This is a genomic window from Phytobacter sp. MRY16-398 (assembly GCF_003925915.1).
Taxonomy (GTDB): domain Bacteria; phylum Pseudomonadota; class Gammaproteobacteria; order Enterobacterales; family Enterobacteriaceae; genus Phytobacter; species Phytobacter diazotrophicus.
This window is the reverse complement of sequence record NZ_AP018756.1, coordinates 1,275,209-1,299,287: the sequence shown is the minus strand read 5'-3', so window position 1 is coordinate 1,299,287 and position 24,079 is coordinate 1,275,209. Positions and strand designations below refer to the sequence as shown.

Sequence of the window (24,079 nt, the reverse complement as noted above, 5' to 3'; positions counted from 1 at the left end):
CCACTTTCACAGGTACTGGTGTTATCATTGTCCGCTTCTGTCGGGGTTATCGGACAGAAGCCCTTTCAATAAACAGAGAAGAAACGCACTGTGATGTTGTCAAAATTTAAGCGTAATAAACATCAACAACACCTTGCCCAACTACCCAAGCTTTCCCAATCAGTTGATGATGTAGAGTTTTTCTACTCTCCCGCTACTTTCAGGGAGACATTGCTGGAAAAAATTGCCAGCGCAACACGCCGTATCTGCATCATCGCTCTTTACCTTGAGCAGGATGATGGCGGTAAAGGTATCCTGAACGCCCTCTATGACGCCAAACGTCAGCGCCCTGAGCTTGAAATCTGCGTGCTCGTCGACTGGCACCGGGCACAGCGTGGTCGTATTGGCGCGGCAGCATCCAACACCAATGCCGACTGGTATTGCCGTATGGCGCAGGAAAACCCAGGCATTGATATTCCCGTTTACGGCGTGCCAGTCAATACCCGTGAAGCGCTTGGCGTACTGCATTTTAAAGGCTTCATTATCGACGATAGCGTGCTGTATAGCGGCGCGAGCCTGAACGATGTCTATCTCCACCAACACGATAAATACCGCTACGACCGCTACCAGCTTATCCGCAATCCCAAAATGGCCGATATCATGCTGGGCTGGGTCAAACAAAACCTGATTGAAGGGCGCGGCGTAAATCGTCTCGACAACGCGCAACGTCCGAAAAGCCCTGAAATCAAAAATGATATTCGTCTGTATCGTCAGGAATTACGCGACGCGGCCTATCATTTTGAGGGCGATGCCGATAACGATCAGCTTTCGGTTACGCCATTAGTTGGACTTGGAAAAACCAGCCTGCTGAATAAGACCATTTTCCATTTGATGCCCTGTGCGGAAGAGAAGCTGGTTATCTGCACACCTTATTTCAACCTGCCAGCTGTGCTGGTACGCAATATTATTCAGCTCCTGCGTGAAGGCAAAAAAGTCGAAATTATCGTTGGCGATAAAACGGCTAATGACTTTTTTATTCCAGAAGATCAACCTTTTAAAATTATTGGCGCCCTGCCTTATCTGTATGAAATTAACCTGCGCCGTTTCCTGAGCCGTCTGCAGTATTACGTCAATACCGATCAATTGGTCGTGCGCTTGTGGAAAGACGACGACAACAGCTATCACTTGAAAGGGATGTGGGTTGATGACGAATGGGTGCTGCTGACGGGGAATAACCTTAATCCGCGTGCCTGGCGCCTGGATCTGGAAAATGCCATTCTGATCCACGACCCGAAACATCAATTAGCGGCTCAGCGTGACAAAGAGCTGGATCTTATCCGTACCCATACCACGGTAGTTAACCATTACCGCGATCTGCAAAGTATCGCCGACTATCCGGTAAAAGTACGCAAGCTCATTCGCCGCTTACGTCGAATTCGTATCGATAAACTTATCAGCCGCATTCTGTAACACCCGGCCCCATCATTTGATGGGGCTTTTTTTCAGGTTCCTCTATGATGCGATGCTTAATATTGACGAGTGTACTGTGTTTAACCGGGTGTGCGCACATGGCAAATGACCAATGGAGCGGGCAGGATAAAGCACAGCATTTTATTGCTTCTGCCATGCTCTCCGCTGCGGGCAACGAGTATGCACAACATCAGGGAATTAGTCGCGATCGCAGTGCCGTTTATGGCCTGATGTTTTCTGTTAGCCTTGGCGCATCAAAAGAGTTTTGGGACAGCCGCCCGGCAGGAAGCGGCTGGAGCTGGAAAGATTTTGCCTGGGATGTTGCAGGCGCTACCACGGGTTACGCCGTCTGGCAGCTAGCCAATCACTAAAGACGAATACCTTTACCTTTCCGGTGTAGCATCAACGAAACGATAAATGCCAGTGCGCAAAACGCAGTGACATACCAAAAGAAGGCCGTCTCGATACCTGCCGATTTCAGCGACAGCGCAACGTACTCAGCCGACCCGCCGAATAACGCATTGGCAACGGCGTAAGATAAGCCCACGCCCAGCGCACGGACCTGTGCCGGGAACATTTCGGCTTTCAGGATACCGCTTATTGATGTATAGAAACTCACGATGAGCAGTGCCATCATCACTAATGCAAAGGCGGCATAGGGTGATGAGACATACTGTAGCGCACTTAAAATAGGTAGCGTGAAGAGCGTCCCCAGCCCACCAAAACAGAGCATGGAAGCACGGCGACCAATGCGATCGGATAAGGCACCTATCAGGGGCTGAATAAGCATAAAAACAAATAACGCCACGGTCATCACAATGCTGGCCACATTGGCATGCATACCGGTCGTGTTAACCAGATATTTTTGCATATATGTCGTGAAGGTGTAGAAGCTTAGTGAACCGCCTGCGGTAAAGCCGAGCACCATCACAAACGCCCGGCGATTACGCCATAACCCTTTAAGCGACCCAGCCTCTTTTAATACTCGTACCTCTTTTTTCGATGTTTCATCCAGTTGACGACGCAACCAGAGCGCGACTACAGCCAGTGCGGCGCCAATTGCAAAGGGAATACGCCAGCCCCATGCACGTAACTCAGCATCATCAAGGATCTGCTGAAGAACAACGACCACGAGAAGCGCCAGCAATTGACCCCCAATCAAAGTTACGTACTGGAAAGAGGCATAAAACCCTTTACGTCCTTCAACGGCAATCTCACTCATATAAGTTGCACTGGTGCCGTATTCGCCACCCACAGATAACCCCTGGAACAGTCTTGCCAGTAATAACAATGCCGGGGCCCACGTACCAATGCTTTCATAACCCGGTAAGCAAGCGATCACCAGAGATCCCAGACACATCATGCATACTGAAATCAGCATCGACGTTTTGCGCCCATGCCTATCAGCAATACGCCCAAACAGCCAGCCGCCTATCGGACGCATGAGAAATCCGGCGGCGAAAATGCCTGCCGTCTGAAGTAGCTGGGTCGTTGTATTTCCGGCAGGGAAAAAGATGTGAGCAAAGTAGAGCGAACAGAATGAATAAACATAGAAATCAAACCACTCCACCAGATTTCCCGATGACGCACCAACGATTGCCCACACTCTGCGACGTACATCGGTCAAATCGGTTGTTTTATGCTCAGGACGAGTGGTGACATCTGCCATATTTCCCCCTTTGATTGGACATCTTCGATTTTTTATATAAATCAGATTACGCCGGGGTAAAAAGTTAATACAGTGTTAATGATTTGCCTGCTATCATTTCAGAATGTTAGCCTAAGAATGCGCTTATCCCCAGCGTGTGATATGTTCGCGCTTGCGTCGGAGATAATCTTTATCCTGGCGGATCTTATCCCACCATTTTTTAAAGATCGCCGCTGCGGCTGCTTTTACCGGGTCATTTCCTCTTTGCTGAATGCTACCGTCCTCAGCATACTTTTTACCCCCTTTATAGTTGGCGTAACGCCGGGCGCGGGTATATCCCATTTGTATAAATTTGCGGGCCATATCCATGCCAACAAAGTCATTTTGTTGTCGATAGGTTTCGAATAATTGGTAAATTTTTTCAGCTGATGTTGTAGCGGACTCAGCATCTTTGTAACGCCACCAGGGAAGGATTTCACTCTTATAGGGCTCAACCAGCAAAACGCCTTGTTCACCACGTCCCACCTGATAGCGCTCAGGATGATCACGAAAATTAATGCTGGCGAAATCTTGCTGGTAATTGAAGGAATGGCTGGTCAACTATCGTCTCCTTAAACATCTCGAATGGATAAGGATAGGCTATTTAAAAGGCAATGCTATGCAGGCTGGAGAGACGGAAAGTTGTCGAAAATCGTTTTCAGGAGATAAAAACGCAAAAAGCCCATCCGTGAGGATGGGCTTCTTACTTGTCTGATGCCTGGCAGTTTATGAATCACGTTGTGATTCACCCTTCGGGCCGTTGCTGCGCAACGTTCAAAAGCGCTCGCTTTTGTCCTACTCTCTGTCGAGTAGCGAACTGCCCCGAAGACGGGTGCAGGTCTTTTAATTTGATGCCTGGCAGTTCCCTACTCTCACATGGGGAGACCCCACACTACCATCGGCGCTACGGCGTTTCACTTCTGAGTTCGGCATGGGGTCAGGTGGGACCACCGCGCTAAAGCCGCCAGGCAAATTCTGTTGCCGGAAACGAATCTTTTTCACTGTGGCTGCGTTGGCTGCATTCGCAAAGTCAGTCACATACTCATGTATGCTCCTTCCTTTCCTTCATTTGCCGCCTTGCCTCAGCGTAAAATCTTTCGTTCCCGAAAATCTGTATCTAAGCTGAAAATTCTCTCAATCCGCCAAAACATCTTCGGCGTTGTAAGGTTAAGCCTCACGGTTCATTAGTACCGGTTAGCTCAACGCATCGCTGCGCTTACACACCCGGCCTATCAACGTCGTCGTCTTCAACGTTCCTTTAGTGTCCTTAAAGGACAAGGGAGAACTCATCTCGGGGCAAGTTTCGTGCTTAGATGCTTTCAGCACTTATCTCTTCCGCATGTAGCTACCGGGCAGTGCCATTGGCATGACAACCCGAACACCAGTGATGCGTCCACTCCGGTCCTCTCGTACTAGGAGCAGCCCCCCTCAATTCTCCAGCGCCCACGGCAGATAGGGACCGAACTGTCTCACGACGTTCTAAACCCAGCTCGCGTACCACTTTAAATGGCGAACAGCCATACCCTTGGGACCTACTTCAGCCCCAGGATGTGATGAGCCGACATCGAGGTGCCAAACACCGCCGTCGATATGAACTCTTGGGCGGTATCAGCCTGTTATCCCCGGAGTACCTTTTATCCGTTGAGCGATGGCCCTTCCATTCAGAACCACCGGATCACTATGACCTGCTTTCGCACCTGCTCGCGCCGTCACGCTCGCAGTCAAGCTGGCTTATGCCATTGCACTAACCTCCTGATGTCCGACCAGGATTAGCCAACCTTCGTGCTCCTCCGTTACTCTTTGGGAGGAGACCGCCCCAGTCAAACTACCCACCAGACACTGTCCGCAACCCGGATTACGGGTCCACGTTAGAACATCAAACATTAAAGGGTGGTATTTCAAGGTTGGCTCCATGCAGACTGGCGTCCACACTTCAAAGCCTCCCACCTATCCTACACATCAAGGCTCAATGTTCAGTGTCAAGCTATAGTAAAGGTTCACGGGGTCTTTCCGTCTTGCCGCGGGTACACTGCATCTTCACAGCGAGTTCAATTTCACTGAGTCTCGGGTGGAGACAGCCTGGCCATCATTACGCCATTCGTGCAGGTCGGAACTTACCCGACAAGGAATTTCGCTACCTTAGGACCGTTATAGTTACGGCCGCCGTTTACCGGGGCTTCGATCAAGAGCTTCTCCTTACGGATAACCCCATCAATTAACCTTCCGGCACCGGGCAGGCGTCACACCGTATACGTCCACTTTCGTGTTTGCACAGTGCTGTGTTTTTAATAAACAGTTGCAGCCAGCTGGTATCTTCGACTGATTTCAGCTCCACCCGCAGGGGCTTCACCTACATATCAGCGTGCCTTCTCCCGAAGTTACGGCACCATTTTGCCTAGTTCCTTCACCCGAGTTCTCTCAAGCGCCTTGGTATTCTCTACCTGACCACCTGTGTCGGTTTGGGGTACGATTTCGTGTTACCTGATGCTTAGAGGCTTTTCCTGGAAGCAGGGCATTTGTTACTTCATCACCGTAGTGACTCGTCATCACACCTCAGCCTTGATTATCCGGATTTGCCTGGATAACCAGCCTACATGCTTAAACCGGGACAACCGTCGCCCGGCTAACATAGCCTTCTCCGTCCCCCCTTCGCAGTAACACCAAGTACAGGAATATTAACCTGTTTCCCATCGACTACGCCTTTCGGCCTCGCCTTAGGGGTCGACTCACCCTGCCCCGATTAACGTTGGACAGGAACCCTTGGTCTTCCGGCGAGCGGGCTTTTCACCCGCTTTATCGTTACTTATGTCAGCATTCGCACTTCTGATACCTCCAGCATGCCTCACAGCACACCTTCGCAGGCTTACAGAACGCTCCCCTACCCAACAACACTTAGTGTCGCTGCCGCAGCTTCGGTGCATGGTTTAGCCCCGTTACATCTTCCGCGCAGGCCGACTCGACCAGTGAGCTATTACGCTTTCTTTAAATGATGGCTGCTTCTAAGCCAACATCCTGGCTGTCTGTGCCTTCCCACATCGTTTCCCACTTAACCATGACTTTGGGACCTTAGCTGGCGGTCTGGGTTGTTTCCCTCTTCACGACGGACGTTAGCACCCGCCGTGTGTCTCCCGTGATAACATTCTCCGGTATTCGTAGTTTGCATCGGGTTGGTAAGCCGGGATGGCCCCCTAGCCGAAACAGTGCTCTACCCCCGGAGATGAATTCACGAGGCGCTACCTAAATAGCTTTCGGGGAGAACCAGCTATCTCCCGGTTTGATTGGCCTTTCACCCCCAGCCACAAGTCATCCGCTAATTTTTCAACATTAGTCGGTTCGGTCCTCCAGTTAGTGTTACCCAACCTTCAACCTGCCCATGGCTAGATCACCGGGTTTCGGGTCTATACCCTGCAACTTAACGCCCAGTTAAGACTCGGTTTCCCTTCGGCTCCCCTATTCGGTTAACCTTGCTACAGAATATAAGTCGCTGACCCATTATACAAAAGGTACGCAGTCACCCCATTAAGAGGCTCCCACTGCTTGTACGTACACGGTTTCAGGTTCTTTTTCACTCCCCTCGCCGGGGTTCTTTTCGCCTTTCCCTCACGGTACTGGTTCACTATCGGTCAGTCAGGAGTATTTAGCCTTGGAGGATGGTCCCCCCATATTCAGACAGGATACCACGTGTCCCGCCCTACTCATCGAGCTCACAGCCTGTGTGCTTTCGTGTACGGGGCTGTCACCCTGTATCGCCGGACTTTCCAGACCGTTCCACTAACACACAAGCTGATTCAGGCTCTGGGCTGCTCCCCGTTCGCTCGCCGCTACTGGGGGAATCTCGGTTGATTTCTTTTCCTCGGGGTACTTAGATGTTTCAGTTCCCCCGGTTCGCCTCGTTTGACTATGTATTCATCAAACGATAGTGCAACGAATTGCACTGGGTTTCCCCATTCGGACATCGCCGGGTCAAAGGTTCATATCACCTCGCCGGCGCTTTTCGCAGATTAGCACGTCCTTCATCGCCTCTGACTGCCAGGGCATCCACCGTGTACGCTTAGTCGCTTAACCTCACAACCCGAAGATGTTTCGTAAAACATCATCGTGTCGCGAAAATTTGAGAGACTCGAACACACTTTCGTGTGTCGTTTCAATTTTCAGCTTGATCCAGATTTTTAAAGAGCAAATATCTCAAACATGACTCGAAAGTCAGTTTTGAGATATCGGTGGCAACGCCTTTCACACATTACCGCGCAAGTGGCGTCCCCTAGGGGATTCGAACCCCTGTTACCGCCGTGAAAGGGCGGTGTCCTGGGCCTCTAGACGAAGGGGACACTTAAGTCTCGCTCGCAAGACGCCTTGCTTTTTACTTTTCATCAGACAATCTGTGTGAGCACTACAAAGGCAGGTTCTTTAAGGTAAGGAGGTGATCCAACCGCAGGTTCCCCTACGGTTACCTTGTTACGACTTCACCCCAGTCATGAATCACAAAGTGGTAAGCGCCCTCCCGAAGGTTAAGCTACCTACTTCTTTTGCAACCCACTCCCATGGTGTGACGGGCGGTGTGTACAAGGCCCGGGAACGTATTCACCGTGGCATTCTGATCCACGATTACTAGCGATTCCGACTTCATGGAGTCGAGTTGCAGACTCCAATCCGGACTACGACATACTTTATGAGGTCCGCTTGCTCTCGCGAGGTCGCTTCTCTTTGTATATGCCATTGTAGCACGTGTGTAGCCCTGGTCGTAAGGGCCATGATGACTTGACGTCATCCCCACCTTCCTCCAGTTTATCACTGGCAGTCTCCTTTGAGTTCCCGGCCGGACCGCTGGCAACAAAGGATAAGGGTTGCGCTCGTTGCGGGACTTAACCCAACATTTCACAACACGAGCTGACGACAGCCATGCAGCACCTGTCTCACGGTTCCCGAAGGCACTAAGGCATCTCTGCCAAATTCCGTGGATGTCAAGACCAGGTAAGGTTCTTCGCGTTGCATCGAATTAAACCACATGCTCCACCGCTTGTGCGGGCCCCCGTCAATTCATTTGAGTTTTAACCTTGCGGCCGTACTCCCCAGGCGGTCGACTTAACGCGTTAGCTCCGGAAGCCACGCCTCAAGGGCACAACCTCCAAGTCGACATCGTTTACGGCGTGGACTACCAGGGTATCTAATCCTGTTTGCTCCCCACGCTTTCGCACCTGAGCGTCAGTCTTTGTCCAGGGGGCCGCCTTCGCCACCGGTATTCCTCCAGATCTCTACGCATTTCACCGCTACACCTGGAATTCTACCCCCCTCTACAAGACTCAAGCCTGCCAGTTTCGAATGCAGTTCCCAGGTTGAGCCCGGGGATTTCACATCCGACTTGACAGACCGCCTGCGTGCGCTTTACGCCCAGTAATTCCGATTAACGCTTGCACCCTCCGTATTACCGCGGCTGCTGGCACGGAGTTAGCCGGTGCTTCTTCTGCGGGTAACGTCAATCAACACGGTTATTAACCGCATTGCCTTCCTCCCCGCTGAAAGTACTTTACAACCCGAAGGCCTTCTTCATACACGCGGCATGGCTGCATCAGGCTTGCGCCCATTGTGCAATATTCCCCACTGCTGCCTCCCGTAGGAGTCTGGACCGTGTCTCAGTTCCAGTGTGGCTGGTCATCCTCTCAGACCAGCTAGGGATCGTCGCCTTGGTGAGCCATTACCTCACCAACAAGCTAATCCCATCTGGGCACATCCGATGGCAAGAGGCCCGAAGGTCCCCCTCTTTGGTCTTGCGACATTATGCGGTATTAGCTACCGTTTCCAGTAGTTATCCCCCTCCATCGGGCAGTTTCCCAGACATTACTCACCCGTCCGCCACTCGTCACCCGAGAGCAAGCTCTCTGTGCTACCGTTCGACTTGCATGTGTTAGGCCTGCCGCCAGCGTTCAATCTGAGCCATGATCAAACTCTTCAATTTAAAAGTTTGATGCTCGTAGAATTAAACTTCGTAATGAATTACGTGTTCACTCTATGAGACTTGGTATTCATTTAGTGTCCGAAGACATTAAGAATCCATGTCACTTTGAGTGCCCACACAGATTGTCTGATAAATTGTTAAAGAGCAGTGCAACGCGGCTTTCGCTCACCGTTGCGAGGTGGCGTATATTACGCTTTCCTCTTTCAGAGTCAAGCGTTTATTTTCGCTTTTCTCTGTCGGGACTCTCAGGAGAACCCCGCTGACCCGGCGGCTTGTTTGCCGTTGTTCCGTGTCAGTGGAGGCGCATTATAGGGAGTTCTTAGGAAGTGACAAGTATAAAATTCAAAAAAAATATCGTTTGCTCACTTTCCAGGCAAAACAGATATTGAGAGGCAATTCTTGCCTGGTTTTTAAACAAAAACGAGCCCCTGGAGGCTCGTTTTTGCTGTTTTGTGACTTACTGCACTGCCACAATCCGATCATCTTTCACAACTAATTGAATTGTTTTGCCCGGTAAAAGTTCGCCAGACAAAATTTGCTGCGCCAGCGGGTTTTCAATCTGCTGCTGAATTGCACGTTTCAAAGGCCGTGCACCATACACCGGATCAAAACCATTCTCGCTCAGCAGTTTCAACGCTTCATCGGAAAGGTTGACTTCATACCCACGCTCTTCCAGGCGTTTGTACAAACGCTGCAACTGGATTTGAGCAATAGAAGCAATGTGTTTTTCACCAAGCGGATGAAATACAACCACTTCATCTATACGGTTGATGAATTCCGGACGGAAGCTATGGCTGACCACACCTAACACCAGCTCTTTCATATGGCCGTAATCCAGTTCGCCAAACCGCTCCTGAATTAAATCCGACCCAAGGTTAGAGGTCATGATGACCACCGTGTTACGGAAGTCTACCGTTCTCCCCTGCCCATCGGTCAGGCGGCCATCATCCAATACCTGCAATAGGATGTTAAATACATCCGGATGCGCTTTCTCGATCTCATCAAGCAAGATGACGGAATAAGGACGGCGGCGGACCGCCTCGGTCAGATATCCCCCCTCTTCATACCCGACATATCCCGGAGGAGCACCGACGAGACGCGATACCGAGTGTTTCTCCATAAACTCAGACATATCGATACGCACCATGGCGTCATCACTATCAAACATAAAGTTAGCCAGCGATTTGCACAGTTCGGTTTTCCCTACCCCGGTCGGCCCAAGGAATAAGAAGGAACCAATCGGCCGATTCGGATCGGACAGCCCGGCGCGGCTACGGCGGATGGCATTCGATACAGCTTCAACAGCTTCATCCTGGCCAATCACACGCTGATGCAGCTCTTGCTCCATACGCAGCAGTTTGTCGCGTTCGCCTTCCATCATTCTGGAAACCGGAATACCGGTCCAGCGCGCCAACACTTCGGCAATTTCTGCATCCGTCACTTTATTACGTAACAGACGCATCGTTTTACCTTCAGACTGAGTGGCCGCTTCCAGTTGTTTTTCCAGTTCCGGGATCTTGCCGTATTGCAGCTCAGACATCCGCGCCAGGTCACCAACACGACGCGCTTGCTCAATAGCAATTTTTGCCTGCTCAAGTTCGGCCTTTATCGACTGAGTACCGGAAAGCGAGGCTTTCTCAGCCTTCCACTCTTCTTCTAATGTGGAATACTGCCGTTCTTTATCTGAAAGCTCGTCGTTGAGCATCTCCAGACGTTTTTTACTGGCATCATCCGATTCTTTCAGCAACGCCTGCTGTTCAAGTTTGAGCTGGATAATACGGCGATCGAGTCTGTCCAGTTCTTCAGGCTTAGAGTCGATCTGCATACGAATGCTGGACGCTGCTTCGTCGATCAGGTCAATCGCTTTATCCGGCAACTGGCGATCAGCAATATAGCGGTGCGACAAAGTTGCAGCCGCTACGATAGCCGGGTCAGTGATCTGCACGTGATGATGCAGCTCGTAGCGTTCTTTCAGGCCACGCAGAATCGCGATCGTGTCTTCAACAGACGGCTCAGCAACAAACACTTTCTGGAAACGACGTTCCAGTGCCGCGTCTTTTTCGATGTACTGGCGATACTCATCAAGCGTCGTGGCCCCCACGCAGTGAAGCTCACCACGTGCCAGCGCCGGTTTCAGCATGTTCCCGGCGTCCATGGCACCGTCTGCTTTCCCCGCTCCCACCATAGTGTGCAACTCGTCGATAAAGAGAATAACGTTACCTTCCTGTTTGGAGAGGTCGTTAAGCACACCTTTTAAGCGCTCTTCAAATTCACCACGGTATTTCGCCCCGGCCACCAGCGACCCCATGTCCAGTGCCAGTACCCGACGGCCTTTTAAACCTTCCGGGACTTCACCGTTAACAATACGCTGTGCCAGTCCTTCAACAATGGCGGTTTTACCGACGCCAGGTTCACCAATAAGAACAGGGTTGTTTTTGGTACGACGCTGCAGTACCTGGATGGTACGGCGAATTTCTTCATCACGCCCGATAACCGGATCGAGCTTGCCTTGTTCAGCCCGCTCAGTCAGATCGACCGTGTATTTTTTCAAGGCCTGACGTTGGTCTTCGGCCCCTTGATCATTCACGTTGTCACCTCCACGCATTTGATCAATTGCCTGAGTCACATTTGCCGTCGTCGCACCGGCTGATTTCAGCAGGTCGGCAAGCGAGCCGCGTGATTCAAGCGCCGCCAGAATAAAAAGCTCTGACGAAATAAAGTTGTCCCCTCTTTTCTGCGCCAGCTTGTCGCAGAGATTCAGTACTCGCATGAGGTCTTGCGAAGGCTGCACATCGCCGCCGGTGCCCTCCACCTGCGGCAAACGGCTTAACGCCTGCTCAATAGCCGTACGCAATTGCCCGGCGTTCACGCCAGCAGAGGTTAATAAAGGACGTACCGATCCCCCTTCCTGATTCAGCAAGGCGCTCATTAAATGAAGAGGTTCGATGAATTGGTTGTCGTGCCCCAGTGCAAGCGACTGGGCATCGGCAAGAGCAAGCTGGAATTTATTGGTAAGACGATCCAGACGCATAACTCCCCCCATAACAGGTCAAAATTGCTACTGGAGATTAAATGAGGTCATCCCTCAATTATTCAAGGTGAATGACCTGAATTATGCGAAAAGAAAGTTACACGTGCCGGATCGTCTTGATTCGATAGGTTATATCAGCCAAATGAAACTTGCCATACGGCCTGTGTTTTTGTCCCGACGATATGAGAAAAAATCATCCTTTTGGCTGAAAGTGCAACGATCGCCGCCGAAGACTTGCGTCACGCCGACGCTTGCCAGGCGCTGACGCGCAAGGGTGTAGATATCCGCGTAATATTTTTCCCCTGCCGGGCGAAACGCACTGTCTGCAATAGACTGTACTGCCATAAAAGCATCGCGCACTTCCGGGCCGACTTCGAAAGCATCGGGCCCAATAGCCGGTCCCAGCCAGGCAAGAATATTTTCGGGTTTATCAGCGAAGCAGTTCACGGTCTCTTCCAGTACACCCGCACAAAGCCCACGCCATCCCGCGTGAGCCGCTGCCACTTCTGTACCCGCGCGATTGCAAAAAAGTACGGGCAGACAGTCCGCGGTCATTACGGCACAAACTGTCCCAGGCGAATTGCTGTACGAGGCATCGGCACGCTTGCTGGCATATGGTTCACCGGTAAGTTTAAGGACATCCTTACCGTGCACCTGTTCAAGCCACACCGGTTTTGACGGAAGATTTCCCGCCATAAACGCTCGCTTACGGTTCTCTTCAACATGTGTCAGGTCATCACCGCAGTGCGCCCCCAGGTTGAGCGAATCGTAAGGTGGCAGGCTCACGCCGCCGATACGTGTAGAGCTACATGCCGCTACGCCTGAGGGAAGCGGCCATTCAGGGACAATCAGTTTGGTCATAACCAGGCCACATCATCCTTATGGGTTTCGAAGTCGGCACGCATGGCGTCAATCAGGTCAATCATGTCCTGCGGGATTGGCGCATGCCATTCCATCTCAATGCCAGTGATTGGATGGTACAGGCGCAGCATCGTTGCATGCAGCGCTTGTCTATCGAACTTACGCAGCGCGGCAATAAATTCATCCGACGCACCTTTTGGCGGACGCGGGCGACCACCGTAGAGCTGGTCACCGACCAACGGATGCGTGATGTGCGCCATATGAACGCGGATCTGGTGGGTACGCCCCGTTTCCAGACGCAAACGCAGGCGCGTGTGAATACGGAAATGTTCCATGATGCGATAGTGCGTCACCGCAGGTTTACCCATCGGGTGTACAGACATATGCGTACGTTTGGTCGGGTGGCGACTAATAGGCTCTTCAACCGTACCGCCTGATGTCATATGACCAATCGCCACTGCTTCATATTCACGAGTTATCTCACGCAGTTGCAAAGATTCCACCAGGCGCGTCTGTGCCGGGACTGTTTTTGCCACCACCATCAGACCGGTCGTGTCTTTGTCCAGACGGTGAACAATCCCGGCGCGCGGAACATCCGCGATAGGGGGATAATAATGCAATAACGCATTGAGCACTGTCCCGTCGGGGTTGCCAGCGCCCGGGTGAACCACTAAATCACGCGGTTTGTTAATAACAATAATGTCGTCATCTTCATAGACAATATTAAGCGGGATATCCTGCGGTTCGAAACGCGCCTCTTCTTCTATCTCAGCGTTGATAGCAACGCTTTCTCCACCCAACACTTTTTCTTTGGGTTTGTCACACATTTTACCGTTGACCAGTACTTTCTGGTCGAGAATCCATTCTTTTATACGCGAACGCGAATAATCCGGGAACAATTCGGCCAAAGCCTGATCTAAGCGTTGACCGAGTTGATTTTCGGTAACCGTTGCGGTGAGTTGTACTCGTTGTGCCATATACAGCTTCTTCGTTAACGTTGGGTTTTACGGCTTTGCCGTTTAATATAGTGTGCTATTGTAGCTGGTCTTAGTCGGGAGCAGGAAAGACAATCTCCCGCATACACATTCTGAGGAAAGTCTAATCGTCATGACGCGCATGAAATATCTGGTGGCAGCCGCCACGTTGAGCCTGGCTTTGGCGGGTTGCTCCGGTTCAAAGGAAGTGGTGCCTGATAATCCGCCAAATGAAATCTACGCGACTGCCCAGCAAAAACTGCAAGACGGTAACTGGAAGGCAGCCATAACGCAACTGGAAGCGTTGGATAACCGTTATCCGTTTGGACCTTACTCGCAGCAGGTGCAGCTGGATCTGATCTACGCTTATTACAAAAATGCCGATCTTCCGCTGGCTCAGGCCGCAATCGACCGTTTCATACGTCTGAACCCAACCCATCCTAACATTGATTATGTCATGTATATGCGTGGTCTGACTAATATGGCGTTAGATGACAGCGCTCTGCAGGGTTTCTTTGGCGTTGATCGCAGCGATCGCGATCCGCAACATGCGCGTGAAGCATTTAAAGATTTCTCTAAATTGGTTCGTGGCTACCCGCGTAGTCAATACGTTACCGATGCAACCAAACGTCTGGTTTTCCTGAAAGACCGCCTCGCGAAGTATGAGTACTCTGTGGCGGAGTACTACACCAAACGCGGCGCATGGGTCGCAGTGGTGAATCGTGTTGAAGGTATGATGCGTGACTTCCCGGATACCAAAGCAACGCGCGATGCGCTGCCGTTGATGGAAAATGCCTACCGTGAAATGCAGATGACCGCTCAGGCCGATAAAGTGGCAAAAATTATTGCCAGCAATGGTTCCAGTAGTTGAGTCATTCCAAAACGCAAAACGGCAGCCACGAGCTGCCGTTTTTTATGCCCGCAAGGCAGAGCTGAAGCGGTTTAGCTTCAAGTCATCCTATCAACTATGACGGGTATTCCGGCCTTCGACAAGTAATATTTGCCCTCTTCCTGTCCTGCCTCACAAAACGTCTCCCTTGACAAAAAGTGACAAAATAATGTGATTTAAATCACACATTTTGACATTGGTCGAGGTATGCTGGAATCACCAAGACGGAAAGACAAGAGGTAAAATTTATGACAGTGAACATTACCAGCAAACAAATGGAAATCACCCCAGCAATTCGCCAACATGTCGCAGACCGTCTCGCCAAACTGGAAAAATGGCAAACACATCTTATTAATCCACATATCATCCTGTCGAAAGAACCGCAGGGCTTCATTGCAGATGCCACTATTAATACGCCAAACGGACATCTGGTCGCCAGCGCAAAACACGAAGATATGTATACCGCTATTAACGATTTGATCAACAAGCTGGAACGGCAGCTCAATAAAGTGCAGCACAAGGGTGAAGCGCGTCGCGCCACTACCTCGGTGAAAGACGCGGACTTCGTTGAAGAAGAATAACCTCACAGCATTGAGTTAATCAGCAACGCGCCTTCGGGCGCGTTTTTTATTGACAGAGAGAAAACAGTACAGGTACTTTAGTCTGACACTCAAAAGGAAATTTTCATGAAACATGTTCCGTTCTTCTTCGCATTCTTTTTTACCTTCCCATGACCGGGAGGCGATTCGTTTTGTGATAAAGAATGCGAAGACGAACAACAAGGCCTCCCACTCCGGGAGGCCTTTTTTATTGATAACAATTAAGGCAACAACATGACAGCGGATAACCCTTTACTGGATTTACGTGTAAAAATAAGCGCCCTGGATGAGCAGTTACTTTCCCTGTTGGCCGAGCGGCGTCAACTGGCGGTTGAGGTGGGTAAAGCAAAACTGGCTTCTCACCGCCCTGTTCGGGATATTGATCGTGAACGTGACCTGCTGGAACGTCTAATTCAATTAGGTAAAACGCATCACCTCGACGCCCATTACATCACTCGCCTGTTCCAGCTTATTATCGAAGATTCCGTTCTTACCCAGCAGGCGCTGCTCCAGCAGCATCTCAACAAAATTAACCCACACTCTGCCCGTATCGCTTTCCTCGGCCCGAAAGGTTCGTACTCTCATCTGGCTGCGCGGCAGTATGCCGCCCGTCATTTCGAGCAATTTATTGAGAGTGGCTGTCTGAAATTTCACGATATTTTTAATCAGGTTGAAACAGGTCAGGCTGATTATGCGGTCGTGCCACTGGAAAACACCAGTTCCGGGGCCATCAATGACGTTTACGATTTGCTACAACACACCAGCCTGTCGATTGTGGGTGAGCTGACCGTGCCAATTGACCACTGCGTCCTGGTATCCGGTTCCACCGACCTGGATAAAATCCAGACCGTTTACAGCCATCCGCAGCCTTTCCAACAATGTAGCCAGTTTTTGAATCGCTACCCGCACTGGAAAATTGAATATTGCGAAAGTACCTCCTCCGCCATGGAACGTGTGGCACAGGAAAACTCTCCGCATGTGGCCGCACTGGGTAATGAAGCCGGCGGGGCGTTGTATGGATTACAAGTACTGGAACGCAATCTGGCAAACCAAACGCAGAATATCACTCGCTTTGTGGTACTTGCCCGCAAAGCGATTGATGTCTCCGATCAGGTCCCGGCCAAAACCACACTGCTGATTGCAACCGGTCAACAGGCCGGTGCGCTGGTTGAAGCATTACTGGTGCTGCGTAATCACAACCTGATCATGACCAAACTGGAATCGCGCCCGATCCACGGCAACCCGTGGGAAGAGATGTTCTACCTGGATATTCAGGCGAACTTACACGCGTTGGATGTGCAAAAAGCCCTGCGTGAGCTGACATCCATTACCCGCTCGCTTAAGGTGCTCGGCTGTTATCCCAGTGAAAACGTCGTACCTGTCGATCCGGCTTAACATTCTATAAACGGTGACTTCTTCATTCCTGCCACCTCAACCGGCAGGGTGAAGATCGCCCCCGAAAGAGGATAATCCGCTATCTCCTGCTCATCCATATTCTCCCGCGTGGTCGTAATAAACAGCGTTTTCATATCGGTTCCGCCAAAGCAGACCATTGTCGGGCAACGTACCGGCAGGCGATACTCTGCCAGTTGCTCTCCCTGCGGTGAAAACCGTGCAATACGCCAGCCATCGAACATTGCGCTCCAGTAGCAGCCTTCAACATCCATTGCCGCACCGTCCGGGATACCTTCACCGACTTGAAATCGCCGGAAGACTTCGCGCACACCAGGCTCCCCCTGCTCATCCAGCGGCGTTCGATAGATAACCCCGTTTGGTGTATCAGACGTAAACATCCACTGCTTGTCGTGGCTGAACGCCAGACCGTTATGGCCTTGAATATCGCATTGGATCACCCTGGGTTTAAGGTCATTATCAATACGCATCAGAAGCGCACCGTTGTAATCGCCCGGCCCCCAGAATGTCCCTGCATAGAAACGGCCAAGGTGATCGGTGCCACCGTCGTTAAAACGCGCCAGTTGCGGGTTTGACGGGTTATCACACACTTTTTGTACCAGCAACCCTCGCTTATCGGCGAGCCAGATAGCGTTGCGCATCGCGACAATAAAACCGCCCTTCTCTCTCAATGCGAAGCAGCCAACCTCCTCGGGAAAACAAAGCACCGAGTGCTCACCGGTAGCAGGATGATAACGATGGAGTTCGCCTTCAAGAATATCGGCCCACCAGAGCGCCTGCTCCTCTTCACTCCATGTCGGGCATTCCGGGAGGTGCCCGGTGTAATTAAACAGCAGTTGCGGTTCAGCCATATCTGTCCCTTAAAAAGAAAAAAGCCAGCGGTATACCACTGGCTTTTCAGTATAAACGGCTTTTTATTTATTGGCGGCTGTCATTCGCCTGACGCAGCAAGACGCGGCTTTCATTCTGGAAACGTTTAGCATAATCGCCAAACCAGTGTTCTACCTTACGGAAGCTGTTAATAAACGCCTGCTTGTCACCGTGCTCCAGCAGGCTAATCGCCTCGCCGAAACGCTGGTAGTAGCGCTTTATAAGTGCCAGGTTATTTTCCGACGACATAATAATGTCGGCATAGAGTTGTGGATCCTGCGCGAACAAGCGGCCAACCATCGCCAGTTCAAGGCGATAAATAGGCGACGAGAGTGCCAGTAACTGCTCAAGCTGTACATTTTCTTCGGCCAGATGCAGCCCGTATGCAAAAGTGGCAAAGTGGCGTAACGCCTGGATAAACGCCATATTCTGGTCATGTTCTACGGCGCTGATTCGATGTAAGCGCGCACCCCATACCTGAATTTGCTCCAGGAACCACTGGTAAGCATCCGGGTTTCGACCATCGCACCACACGACAACCTGTTTCGCCAGGCTACCGCTGTCAGGGCCAAACATCGGATGCAGACCGACAACAGGTCCTTTATGTGCTTCCAGCATCGCCTGCAATGGCCCGCTTTTTACTGACGCCAGGTCGACAAGGATACAGTCGTCCGGTAACGGCGGTAACTGTGCGATCACCTTTTCAGTGATATGAATAGGAACACTCACAATGACCATGCCCGCATCAGCGACAATTGCCTGCGCCTGTGCCCAATCATCTTTTTCCAGAATACGCACCTGGTAGCCAGAAAGCGTCAGCATTTTGGCAAACAACTGCCCCATTTGCCCGTTGCCGCCGACAAGTACGACCGGTCGTAGCGAAGGACAGAGGGTTTTGAACCCCTTGTCGTTTTCACTGGAATAGGATTCACGCATAACGCGACGCAGAACATCCTCAATCAAATCCGGTGACACCCCCAGGGCTTCTGCTTCCTGACGACGGGACGCCAGCATCGAGGCCTCGCGTTCCGGAACATAGATCGGCAAGCCGTACTGGCTTTTTACTTCACCGACTTCGGCAACCAGCGACATACGGCGAGCCAGTAGTTCCAGCAACGCTTTATCGACTTCATCTATTTGATCGCGTAACGCGGTCAGCTCTGCAACCATAACACCCTCTTAAGCCAGACGTGCCGCAAGGCTACTGCGCAAGTCATTGCCGATTTCACGCAGCAACACCTCAGTGGTTTCCCAGCTAATGCAAGCATCGGTGACGGATACACCGTATTTCATTTCACTACGCGGCTGCTCGGATGATTGATTGCCTTCGTGGATATTACTTTCAATCATCAAGCCAATAATTGAACGGTTTCCGTCTTTGATCTGCGCAACAACCGATTCAGCCACTGCTGGCTGGCGGCGGTAATCTTTATTCGAATTGCCATGGCTGCAATCTACCATCAGTGCTGGCTTGAGTCCCGCCTGCTCCATCTCTTTTTCACACTGAGCAACATCTGCAGGGCTGTAGTTTGGCGCTTTACCACCGCGCAGAATCACATGACCATCAGGGTTGCCTTGCGTTTGCAACAGGCAGACCTGGCCGGCCTGGTTAATACCGACGAAACGGTGCGGCATTGCTGCAGCGCGCATCGCGTTAATCGCTGTTGCCAGGCTACCGTCGGTACCGTTTTTGAAGCCCACTGGCATTGATAAACCGGAAGCCATTTCACGGTGTGTTTGTGATTCCGTGGTGCGTGCACCAATGGCGGACCAGCTAAACAGGTCGCCCAGGTACTGCGGGCTATTCGGGTCGAGCGCTTCGGTTGCCAGCGGCAGCCCCATGTTGACCAGTTCCACCAATAACTGGCGAGCAATTTTCAGCCCGGCCTCAACATCAAACGAGCCATCCATATGGGGATCGTTAATCAACCCTTTCCAGCCGACGGTGGTACGGGGTTTTTCAAAATAGACGCGCATCACCAGATAGAGGCTATCGCTGACCTCTGCGGCAAGTGCTTTAAATCGACGAGCATATTCAAGTGCGGTTTCTGGATCATGAATTGAGCAGGGGCCGCAAACGACCAATAAACGCGGATCTTCTCCGGCGATGATGTTGGAAATCGTCTGGCGGGACTGCGCGATCTGCGCTTCCTGAGCAATACTCAGCGGGAAAGCGGCTTTCAGTTGATCCGGAGTAATGAGAACTTGTTCGTCGGTAATGTGTACGTTATTCAGCGCGTCTTTTTGCATGATTGGTGATCCTGTATGACTCGTTTGCGATAGTTATTCCTCAGTGAGGAGGTGACACGATATCACAATCAGTAAAGAATTCAATCCAAAATTAGTACATTTATCTTTACACACCAATTTTAATCCTCATCGCACGGCAGTAATATGTAAACAATTTAATACATACCATTTCCCAGGAGTCTGTAAGTGCGCATATGAAGGCTTGCGCAAAAGTACCATGCAGGGCAAGCCATAAGCATTCATCGTATGGACGTTACACAGGTGTTCGACGACGAAGCCATTATCTGAATTGGGGGAGCAAGAACATGATGCTGGGGCTGGGGCTTTGAATAAGCATTACCACTCCGGGTCATACGGGTAAATGCAATTCCATTGTCCCTTTTTAAACCATAAAAAAAGGGCCAGCCCACAGGCCAGCCCTTTCTAACAGGATGTCGCGAAAGCGAATCTTAGTTAAGACGCTCTTTGATACGAGCAGACTTACCAGTGCGCTCACGCAGGTAGTACAGTTTAGCTTTACGTACAGCACCACGACGTTTAACAGCAATGCTGTCAACTACCGGAGAGTGAGTCTGGAAGACACGCTCAACGCCTTCGCCGTTGGAAATTTTACGAACAGTGAATGCAGAGTGCAGACCGCGGTTACGAATAGCGATAACCACGCCCTCGAATGCCTGCAGACGTTTTTTGGAACCTTCAACAACCCATACTTTCACTTCCACGGTATCACCCGGACGGAAGGAAGGTACGTCCTGCTTCATCTGTTCTTGTTCAATTTGCTTAATAATGTTGCTCATAATTTAATCTCTTATCCTGGGTAAACTGATATTGGGGGCTTACGCTGTCCCATCATGTTTATGTTGCTGTTATGCGTGTTCTTTTTTGAACTCCGCCAGCAACCTTGCTTGCTCTTCAGTCAGAGCCAGGTTTTCCAGAAGTTCAGGTCTTCTAAGCCAGGTGCGGCCCAGCGACTGTTTCAAACGCCAGCGACGTATCTCGGCATGATTTCCCGACAGTAACACTGGCGGTACTTCCATCCCTTCTAACAGCTCAGGTCGAGTATAGTGTGGGCAGTCCAGTAATCCATCAGCAAAGGAATCTTCCGTTGCCGAAGCTTCATGTCCCAGAACACCCGGAATAAACCGGGAGACAGAATCAATCAGCGTCATGGCTGGTAACTCACCACCGCTGAGAACGTAATCGCCGATAGACCATTCTTCGTCAATCTCGGTTTGGATTACGCGCTCATCTATCCCTTCGTAGCGCCCGCACACCAGAATCAGTTTCTGATTCGTTGCCAGTTCGCTGACGCCCGCTTGATCAAGCTTACGCCCCTGAGGTGACAGATAAATCACTTTTGCGCCTTCACCGGCCGCATCTTTTGCTGCATGAATGGCATCCCGCAAAGGTTGCACCATCATTAGCATCCCCGGTCCGCCGCCGTAAGGACGATCGTCCACGGTACGGTGCCGGTCATGAGCAAAGTCACGTGGACTCCAGCTCTGGATGCTCAGCAGGCCATTTTTAACTGCCCGGCCAGTTACCCCGTAGTCGGTAATCGCGCGGAACATTTCAGGAAACAGGCTAATTATGCCAATCCACATAGCGCCGTCTTTTACCGTATATCCGGAGGTTTAAAAACCAGGATCCCAATCTACTTCAATGGTTTGAGTAGTGAGATCGACTTTCTTGATAACCTGCCCATCGAGGAACGGAACCAACCGCTCCTTGATACCAAATGCATCTTTCAGGTTTGCCTTGATGACGAGAACGTCATTTGACCCGGTTTCCATCATATCGATGACTTTACCGAGGCTATAACCTTCGGTGGTCACTACCTGGCAGCCCATCAGGTCTTTCCAGTAGTAGTCACCCTCTTCCAGTTCCGGCAACTGCGATGAATCTACGACAATTTCGCAATTGGTCAGCAGATTCGCGGCATCTCTGTCATCAACACCTTTCAGTTTGATGACAATGTCCTGATTGTGGTAGCGCCAGCTTTCCAGCTCAATGCTCTGCCACTGACCCGCCCGTTCAATAAACCAGGGCTGATAGTCAAAAATGCTTTCGGCGTCTTCGGTGGAAGAAAACACTCTGAGCCAACCACGGATACCGTAGGAAGATCCCAGTTTACCCAGAACGATAGGATTAACAGGGCTCTGCGCGGCGTGTTGCTTGCTCATCATGACCACCGTGACAGATTAAGCTGCTTTGTTTACTTCTTTGATCAGCGTAGCTACGCGATCAGAAACGGTAGCGCCCTGGCCAACCCAGTGAGCGATACGATCCAGATCCAGGCGGGTGCCTTCTTCTTTCTCAGACGCGATCGGGTTGAAGAAGCCAACGCGCTCAATGAAGCGACCGTTGCGTGCATTACGGCTGTCGGTGACAACAACCTGGTAGAACGGACGCTTTTTAGCGCCGTGACGTGCTAAACGAATAGTTACCATAACATCCTCTTGTGTGAATAAAACAACCGGGCCCCATCGAGGAACGGAGCCCGGTGTCATATTAAAAGCCCGAAAATTTTACTGATTTCTGGGGAAATTGCAATCAACAGTTTAGAAACTGTGATATCAAGGCCGTCGGCATTGCAGTCAGTTTGGTGCCGGCGTGCGCGCAGCCACCGGAGCGTACACGCAGTACGTAAGGATGGCGAGCACACCCCGGCACCAAAATGGCCAATAAGCCAGGCCGATTTAGTCTTAGCGGCCAGGGAACCCCGGAGGCATCATTCCCTTCATACTTCTCATCATCTTCGCCATACCGCCCTTCTTCATTTTCTTCATCATGCGCTGCATGTCGTCGAACTGTTTCAGAAGGCGGTTAACATCCTGCACCTGCATCCCGCAGCCTGCAGCAATACGGCGCTTACGAGAGCCTTTGATGATTTCAGGATTCGCACGCTCTTTAAAGGTCATTGAGTTGATGATCGCTTCCATACGCACCAGGACTTTGTCATCCATCTGCGCTTTCACGTTGTCCGGAATCTGCCCCATGCCCGGCAACTTGCCCATCAGGCTCGCCATACCGCCCATGTTTTTCATCTGACGCAGCTGTTCCAGGAAGTCGGTCAGATCGAAACCGTCACCTTTTTTCAGTTTGGACGCCAGTTTCTCAGCCTGAGCGCGGTCGACCTTGCTTTCGATATCTTCAATCAGCGACAGGACGTCACCCATGCCAAGGATACGCGAAGCAATACGGTCCGGATGGAACGGCTCCAGTGCTTCGGTCTTCTCGCCGACACCGAGGAACTTAATCGGTTTGCCAGTGATATTGCGAATGGAGAGCGCCGCACCGCCACGGGCGTCACCGTCCACTTTGGTCAATACAACACCCGTCAGCGGTAGCGCTTCGTTAAACGCTTTCGCGGTATTCGCCGCATCCTGACCGGTCATCGCATCAACAACAAACAGGGTTTCTACCGGGTTAATCGCGGCATGAACCTGTTTGATTTCATCCATCATCGCTTCGTCAACGTGCAGACGACCGGCGGTATCCACCAGCAGCACGTCGTAGAACTTAAGCTTCGCTTCTTTCAGCGCCGCATTAACGATATCCACCGGCTTTTGCGCGACATCAGAGGGGAAGAAGTCGACTTCCACCTGTTGCGCAAGGGTTTCCAGTTGTTTGATCGCCGCCGGGCGATAAACGTCCGCGGAAACTACCATTACCTTCTTCTTGTGTTTTTCACGCAAGAACTTACCCAGTTTACCTACGCTGGTAGTTTTACCAGCCCCCTGCAAACCCGCCATCAATACAACGGCTGGCGGCTGAGCGGCCAGGTTAAGGCTCTGGTTCTCTTCGCCCATCGCCGCAACCAGTTCGTTGCGCACGATTTTGACGAACTCCTGACCCGGGGTCAGGCTCTTATTCACTTCATGACCAACCGCTTTTTCTTTTACGCGGTTGATGAAATCACGCACAACCGGCAAGGCGACGTCCGCTTCCAGCAGCGCCATACGCACTTCGCGTAGCGTGTCTTTAATGTTGTCTTCAGTGAGGCGTCCACGACCACTGATATTGCGCAGGGTGCGCGACAAACGATCGGTTAAATTATCAAACATTGTCTCTCGCCTGAGGTAAAACGATGGGCCGCCAGG

General features: G+C 51.2%; 19 protein-coding genes, 1 tRNA gene, 3 rRNA genes and 1 other annotated feature. Of the genes, 6 read left to right on the top strand and 17 right to left on the bottom strand.

Translation table 11 applies throughout. From position 1 onward, the window contains the following. Positions 1-93: 93 nt before the first annotated feature. Together pssA and MRY16398_RS06295 are read left to right on the top strand one after the other, a co-directional pair. Positions 94-1,449: a CDP-diacylglycerol--serine O-phosphatidyltransferase gene (gene pssA / locus MRY16398_RS06300; RefSeq protein ID WP_125124004.1), complete on the top strand. Its 1,356-nt coding sequence runs from the start codon at positions 94-96 to the stop codon at positions 1,447-1,449. A 47-nt stretch (positions 1,450-1,496) separates the two neighbouring features. Further along, on the top strand, positions 1,497-1,820 hold the full coding sequence (locus MRY16398_RS06295; RefSeq protein ID WP_039079773.1) for a YfiM family lipoprotein: 324 nt from the start codon (positions 1,497-1,499) through the stop codon (positions 1,818-1,820). Here the strand turns inward: MRY16398_RS06295 and MRY16398_RS06290 are convergent. From MRY16398_RS06290 to rluD, 9 genes are all read right to left on the bottom strand, one after another. Beyond that, a complete protein-coding gene (locus tag MRY16398_RS06290; RefSeq protein ID WP_125124003.1) occupies positions 1,817-3,118 on the bottom strand; it encodes an MFS family transporter in 1,302 nt (433 codons plus the stop codon). The two genes, MRY16398_RS06295 and MRY16398_RS06290, sit on opposite strands and share 4 nt — an antisense overlap. A gap of 123 nt (positions 3,119-3,241) precedes the next feature. Then, positions 3,242-3,697 carry a DUF4385 domain-containing protein gene (locus tag MRY16398_RS06285; RefSeq protein ID WP_108700814.1) on the bottom strand — a complete coding sequence of 152 codons (456 nt, stop codon included), beginning with the start codon at positions 3,695-3,697 and terminating at the stop codon, positions 3,242-3,244. Between the two features lie 292 nt (positions 3,698-3,989). Continuing rightward, a 5S ribosomal RNA gene (gene rrf, locus MRY16398_RS06280) occupies positions 3,990-4,105 on the bottom strand. A gap of 194 nt (positions 4,106-4,299) precedes the next feature. Further along, positions 4,300-7,201, bottom strand: a 23S ribosomal RNA gene (locus MRY16398_RS06275). Positions 7,202-7,388: 187 nt separating this feature from the next. Next, positions 7,389-7,464 (bottom strand) — tRNA-Glu (locus MRY16398_RS06270). Positions 7,465-7,549: 85 nt separating this feature from the next. Beyond that, positions 7,550-9,089 (bottom strand): 16S ribosomal RNA (locus MRY16398_RS06265). Together the 16S, 23S and 5S rRNA genes with 1 tRNA gene alongside form the textbook arrangement of a ribosomal RNA operon. 457 nt (positions 9,090-9,546) lie before the next feature. Further along, a complete protein-coding gene (gene clpB, locus MRY16398_RS06260; protein WP_039077549.1) occupies positions 9,547-12,120 on the bottom strand; it encodes an ATP-dependent chaperone ClpB in 2,574 nt (857 codons plus the stop codon). 129 nt (positions 12,121-12,249) lie between these two features. Continuing rightward, positions 12,250-12,981 (bottom strand): purine nucleoside phosphorylase YfiH, encoded by a 732-nt coding sequence (gene yfiH / locus MRY16398_RS06255; protein WP_039077550.1) that lies wholly within the window; start codon positions 12,979-12,981, stop codon positions 12,250-12,252. Beyond that, the gene (gene rluD, locus MRY16398_RS06250) at positions 12,978-13,958 is read right to left on the bottom strand and encodes a 23S rRNA pseudouridine(1911/1915/1917) synthase RluD (protein ID WP_039077551.1); all 981 of its coding nucleotides are present in this window, start codon (positions 13,956-13,958) and stop codon (positions 12,978-12,980) included. The genes yfiH and rluD overlap by 4 nt, the downstream gene beginning before the upstream one ends. Positions 13,959-14,088: 130 nt before the next feature. Between rluD and bamD the strand changes: the two genes are divergently transcribed. The 4 genes from bamD (at position 14,089) to pheA (ending at position 16,838) form a co-directional block, all read left to right on the top strand. Next, positions 14,089-14,826 (top strand): outer membrane protein assembly factor BamD, encoded by a 738-nt coding sequence (gene bamD, locus MRY16398_RS06245; protein WP_039077552.1) that lies wholly within the window; start codon positions 14,089-14,091, stop codon positions 14,824-14,826. 266 nt (positions 14,827-15,092) lie between these two features. Beyond that, positions 15,093-15,425 carry a ribosome-associated translation inhibitor RaiA gene (raiA, locus tag MRY16398_RS06240; protein ID WP_039077553.1) on the top strand — a complete coding sequence of 111 codons (333 nt, stop codon included), beginning with the start codon at positions 15,093-15,095 and terminating at the stop codon, positions 15,423-15,425. 104 nt (positions 15,426-15,529) lie between these two features. Further along, positions 15,530-15,655: a sequence feature (Phe leader region), on the top strand. Next, positions 15,531-15,578 carry a pheA operon leader peptide PheL gene (gene pheL / locus MRY16398_RS06235; protein ID WP_103245904.1) on the top strand — a complete coding sequence of 16 codons (48 nt, stop codon included), beginning with the start codon at positions 15,531-15,533 and terminating at the stop codon, positions 15,576-15,578. It overlaps the preceding feature by 48 nt. A gap of 22 nt (positions 15,656-15,677) precedes the next feature. Next, complete coding sequence (gene pheA, locus MRY16398_RS06230; RefSeq protein WP_039077554.1) at positions 15,678-16,838, top strand: bifunctional chorismate mutase/prephenate dehydratase; 1,161 nt, start codon at positions 15,678-15,680, stop codon at positions 16,836-16,838. On the opposite strand, the gene MRY16398_RS06225 is transcribed toward pheA, so the two are convergent. The 8 genes from MRY16398_RS06225 to ffh all read right to left on the bottom strand — a co-directional run bounded on the left by MRY16398_RS06225 (position 16,835) and on the right by ffh (position 24,043). Next, on the bottom strand, positions 16,835-17,707 hold the full coding sequence (locus MRY16398_RS06225) for an SMP-30/gluconolactonase/LRE family protein (protein WP_125124002.1): 873 nt from the start codon (positions 17,705-17,707) through the stop codon (positions 16,835-16,837). The genes pheA and MRY16398_RS06225 overlap by 4 nt on opposite strands. A 67-nt stretch (positions 17,708-17,774) precedes the next feature. Further along, the gene (gene tyrA, locus MRY16398_RS06220; protein WP_039077556.1) at positions 17,775-18,896 is read right to left on the bottom strand and encodes a bifunctional chorismate mutase/prephenate dehydrogenase; all 1,122 of its coding nucleotides are present in this window, start codon (positions 18,894-18,896) and stop codon (positions 17,775-17,777) included. A gap of 9 nt (positions 18,897-18,905) precedes the next feature. Then, positions 18,906-19,976, bottom strand: a complete 1,071-nt coding sequence (gene aroF, locus MRY16398_RS06215; protein WP_039077557.1) for a 3-deoxy-7-phosphoheptulonate synthase AroF — start codon at positions 19,974-19,976, stop codon at positions 18,906-18,908. 449 nt (positions 19,977-20,425) lie between these two features. Beyond that, a complete protein-coding gene (rplS, locus tag MRY16398_RS06210) occupies positions 20,426-20,773 on the bottom strand; it encodes a 50S ribosomal protein L19 (RefSeq protein ID WP_006178051.1) in 348 nt (115 codons plus the stop codon). Positions 20,774-20,842: 69 nt separating this feature from the next. Then, the gene (trmD, locus tag MRY16398_RS06205; RefSeq protein ID WP_039077558.1) at positions 20,843-21,580 is read right to left on the bottom strand and encodes a tRNA (guanosine(37)-N1)-methyltransferase TrmD; all 738 of its coding nucleotides are present in this window, start codon (positions 21,578-21,580) and stop codon (positions 20,843-20,845) included. Between the two features lie 30 nt (positions 21,581-21,610). Further along, positions 21,611-22,159 carry a ribosome maturation factor RimM gene (rimM, locus tag MRY16398_RS06200; RefSeq protein WP_071194706.1) on the bottom strand — a complete coding sequence of 183 codons (549 nt, stop codon included), beginning with the start codon at positions 22,157-22,159 and terminating at the stop codon, positions 21,611-21,613. An 18-nt stretch (positions 22,160-22,177) separates the two neighbouring features. Continuing rightward, positions 22,178-22,426 (bottom strand): 30S ribosomal protein S16, encoded by a 249-nt coding sequence (gene rpsP, locus MRY16398_RS06195; RefSeq protein WP_039077560.1) that lies wholly within the window; start codon positions 22,424-22,426, stop codon positions 22,178-22,180. Positions 22,427-22,681: 255 nt separating this feature from the next. Further along, positions 22,682-24,043 (bottom strand): signal recognition particle protein, encoded by a 1,362-nt coding sequence (gene ffh, locus MRY16398_RS06190; protein WP_039077561.1) that lies wholly within the window; start codon positions 24,041-24,043, stop codon positions 22,682-22,684. Positions 24,044-24,079: the final 36 nt, after the last annotated feature.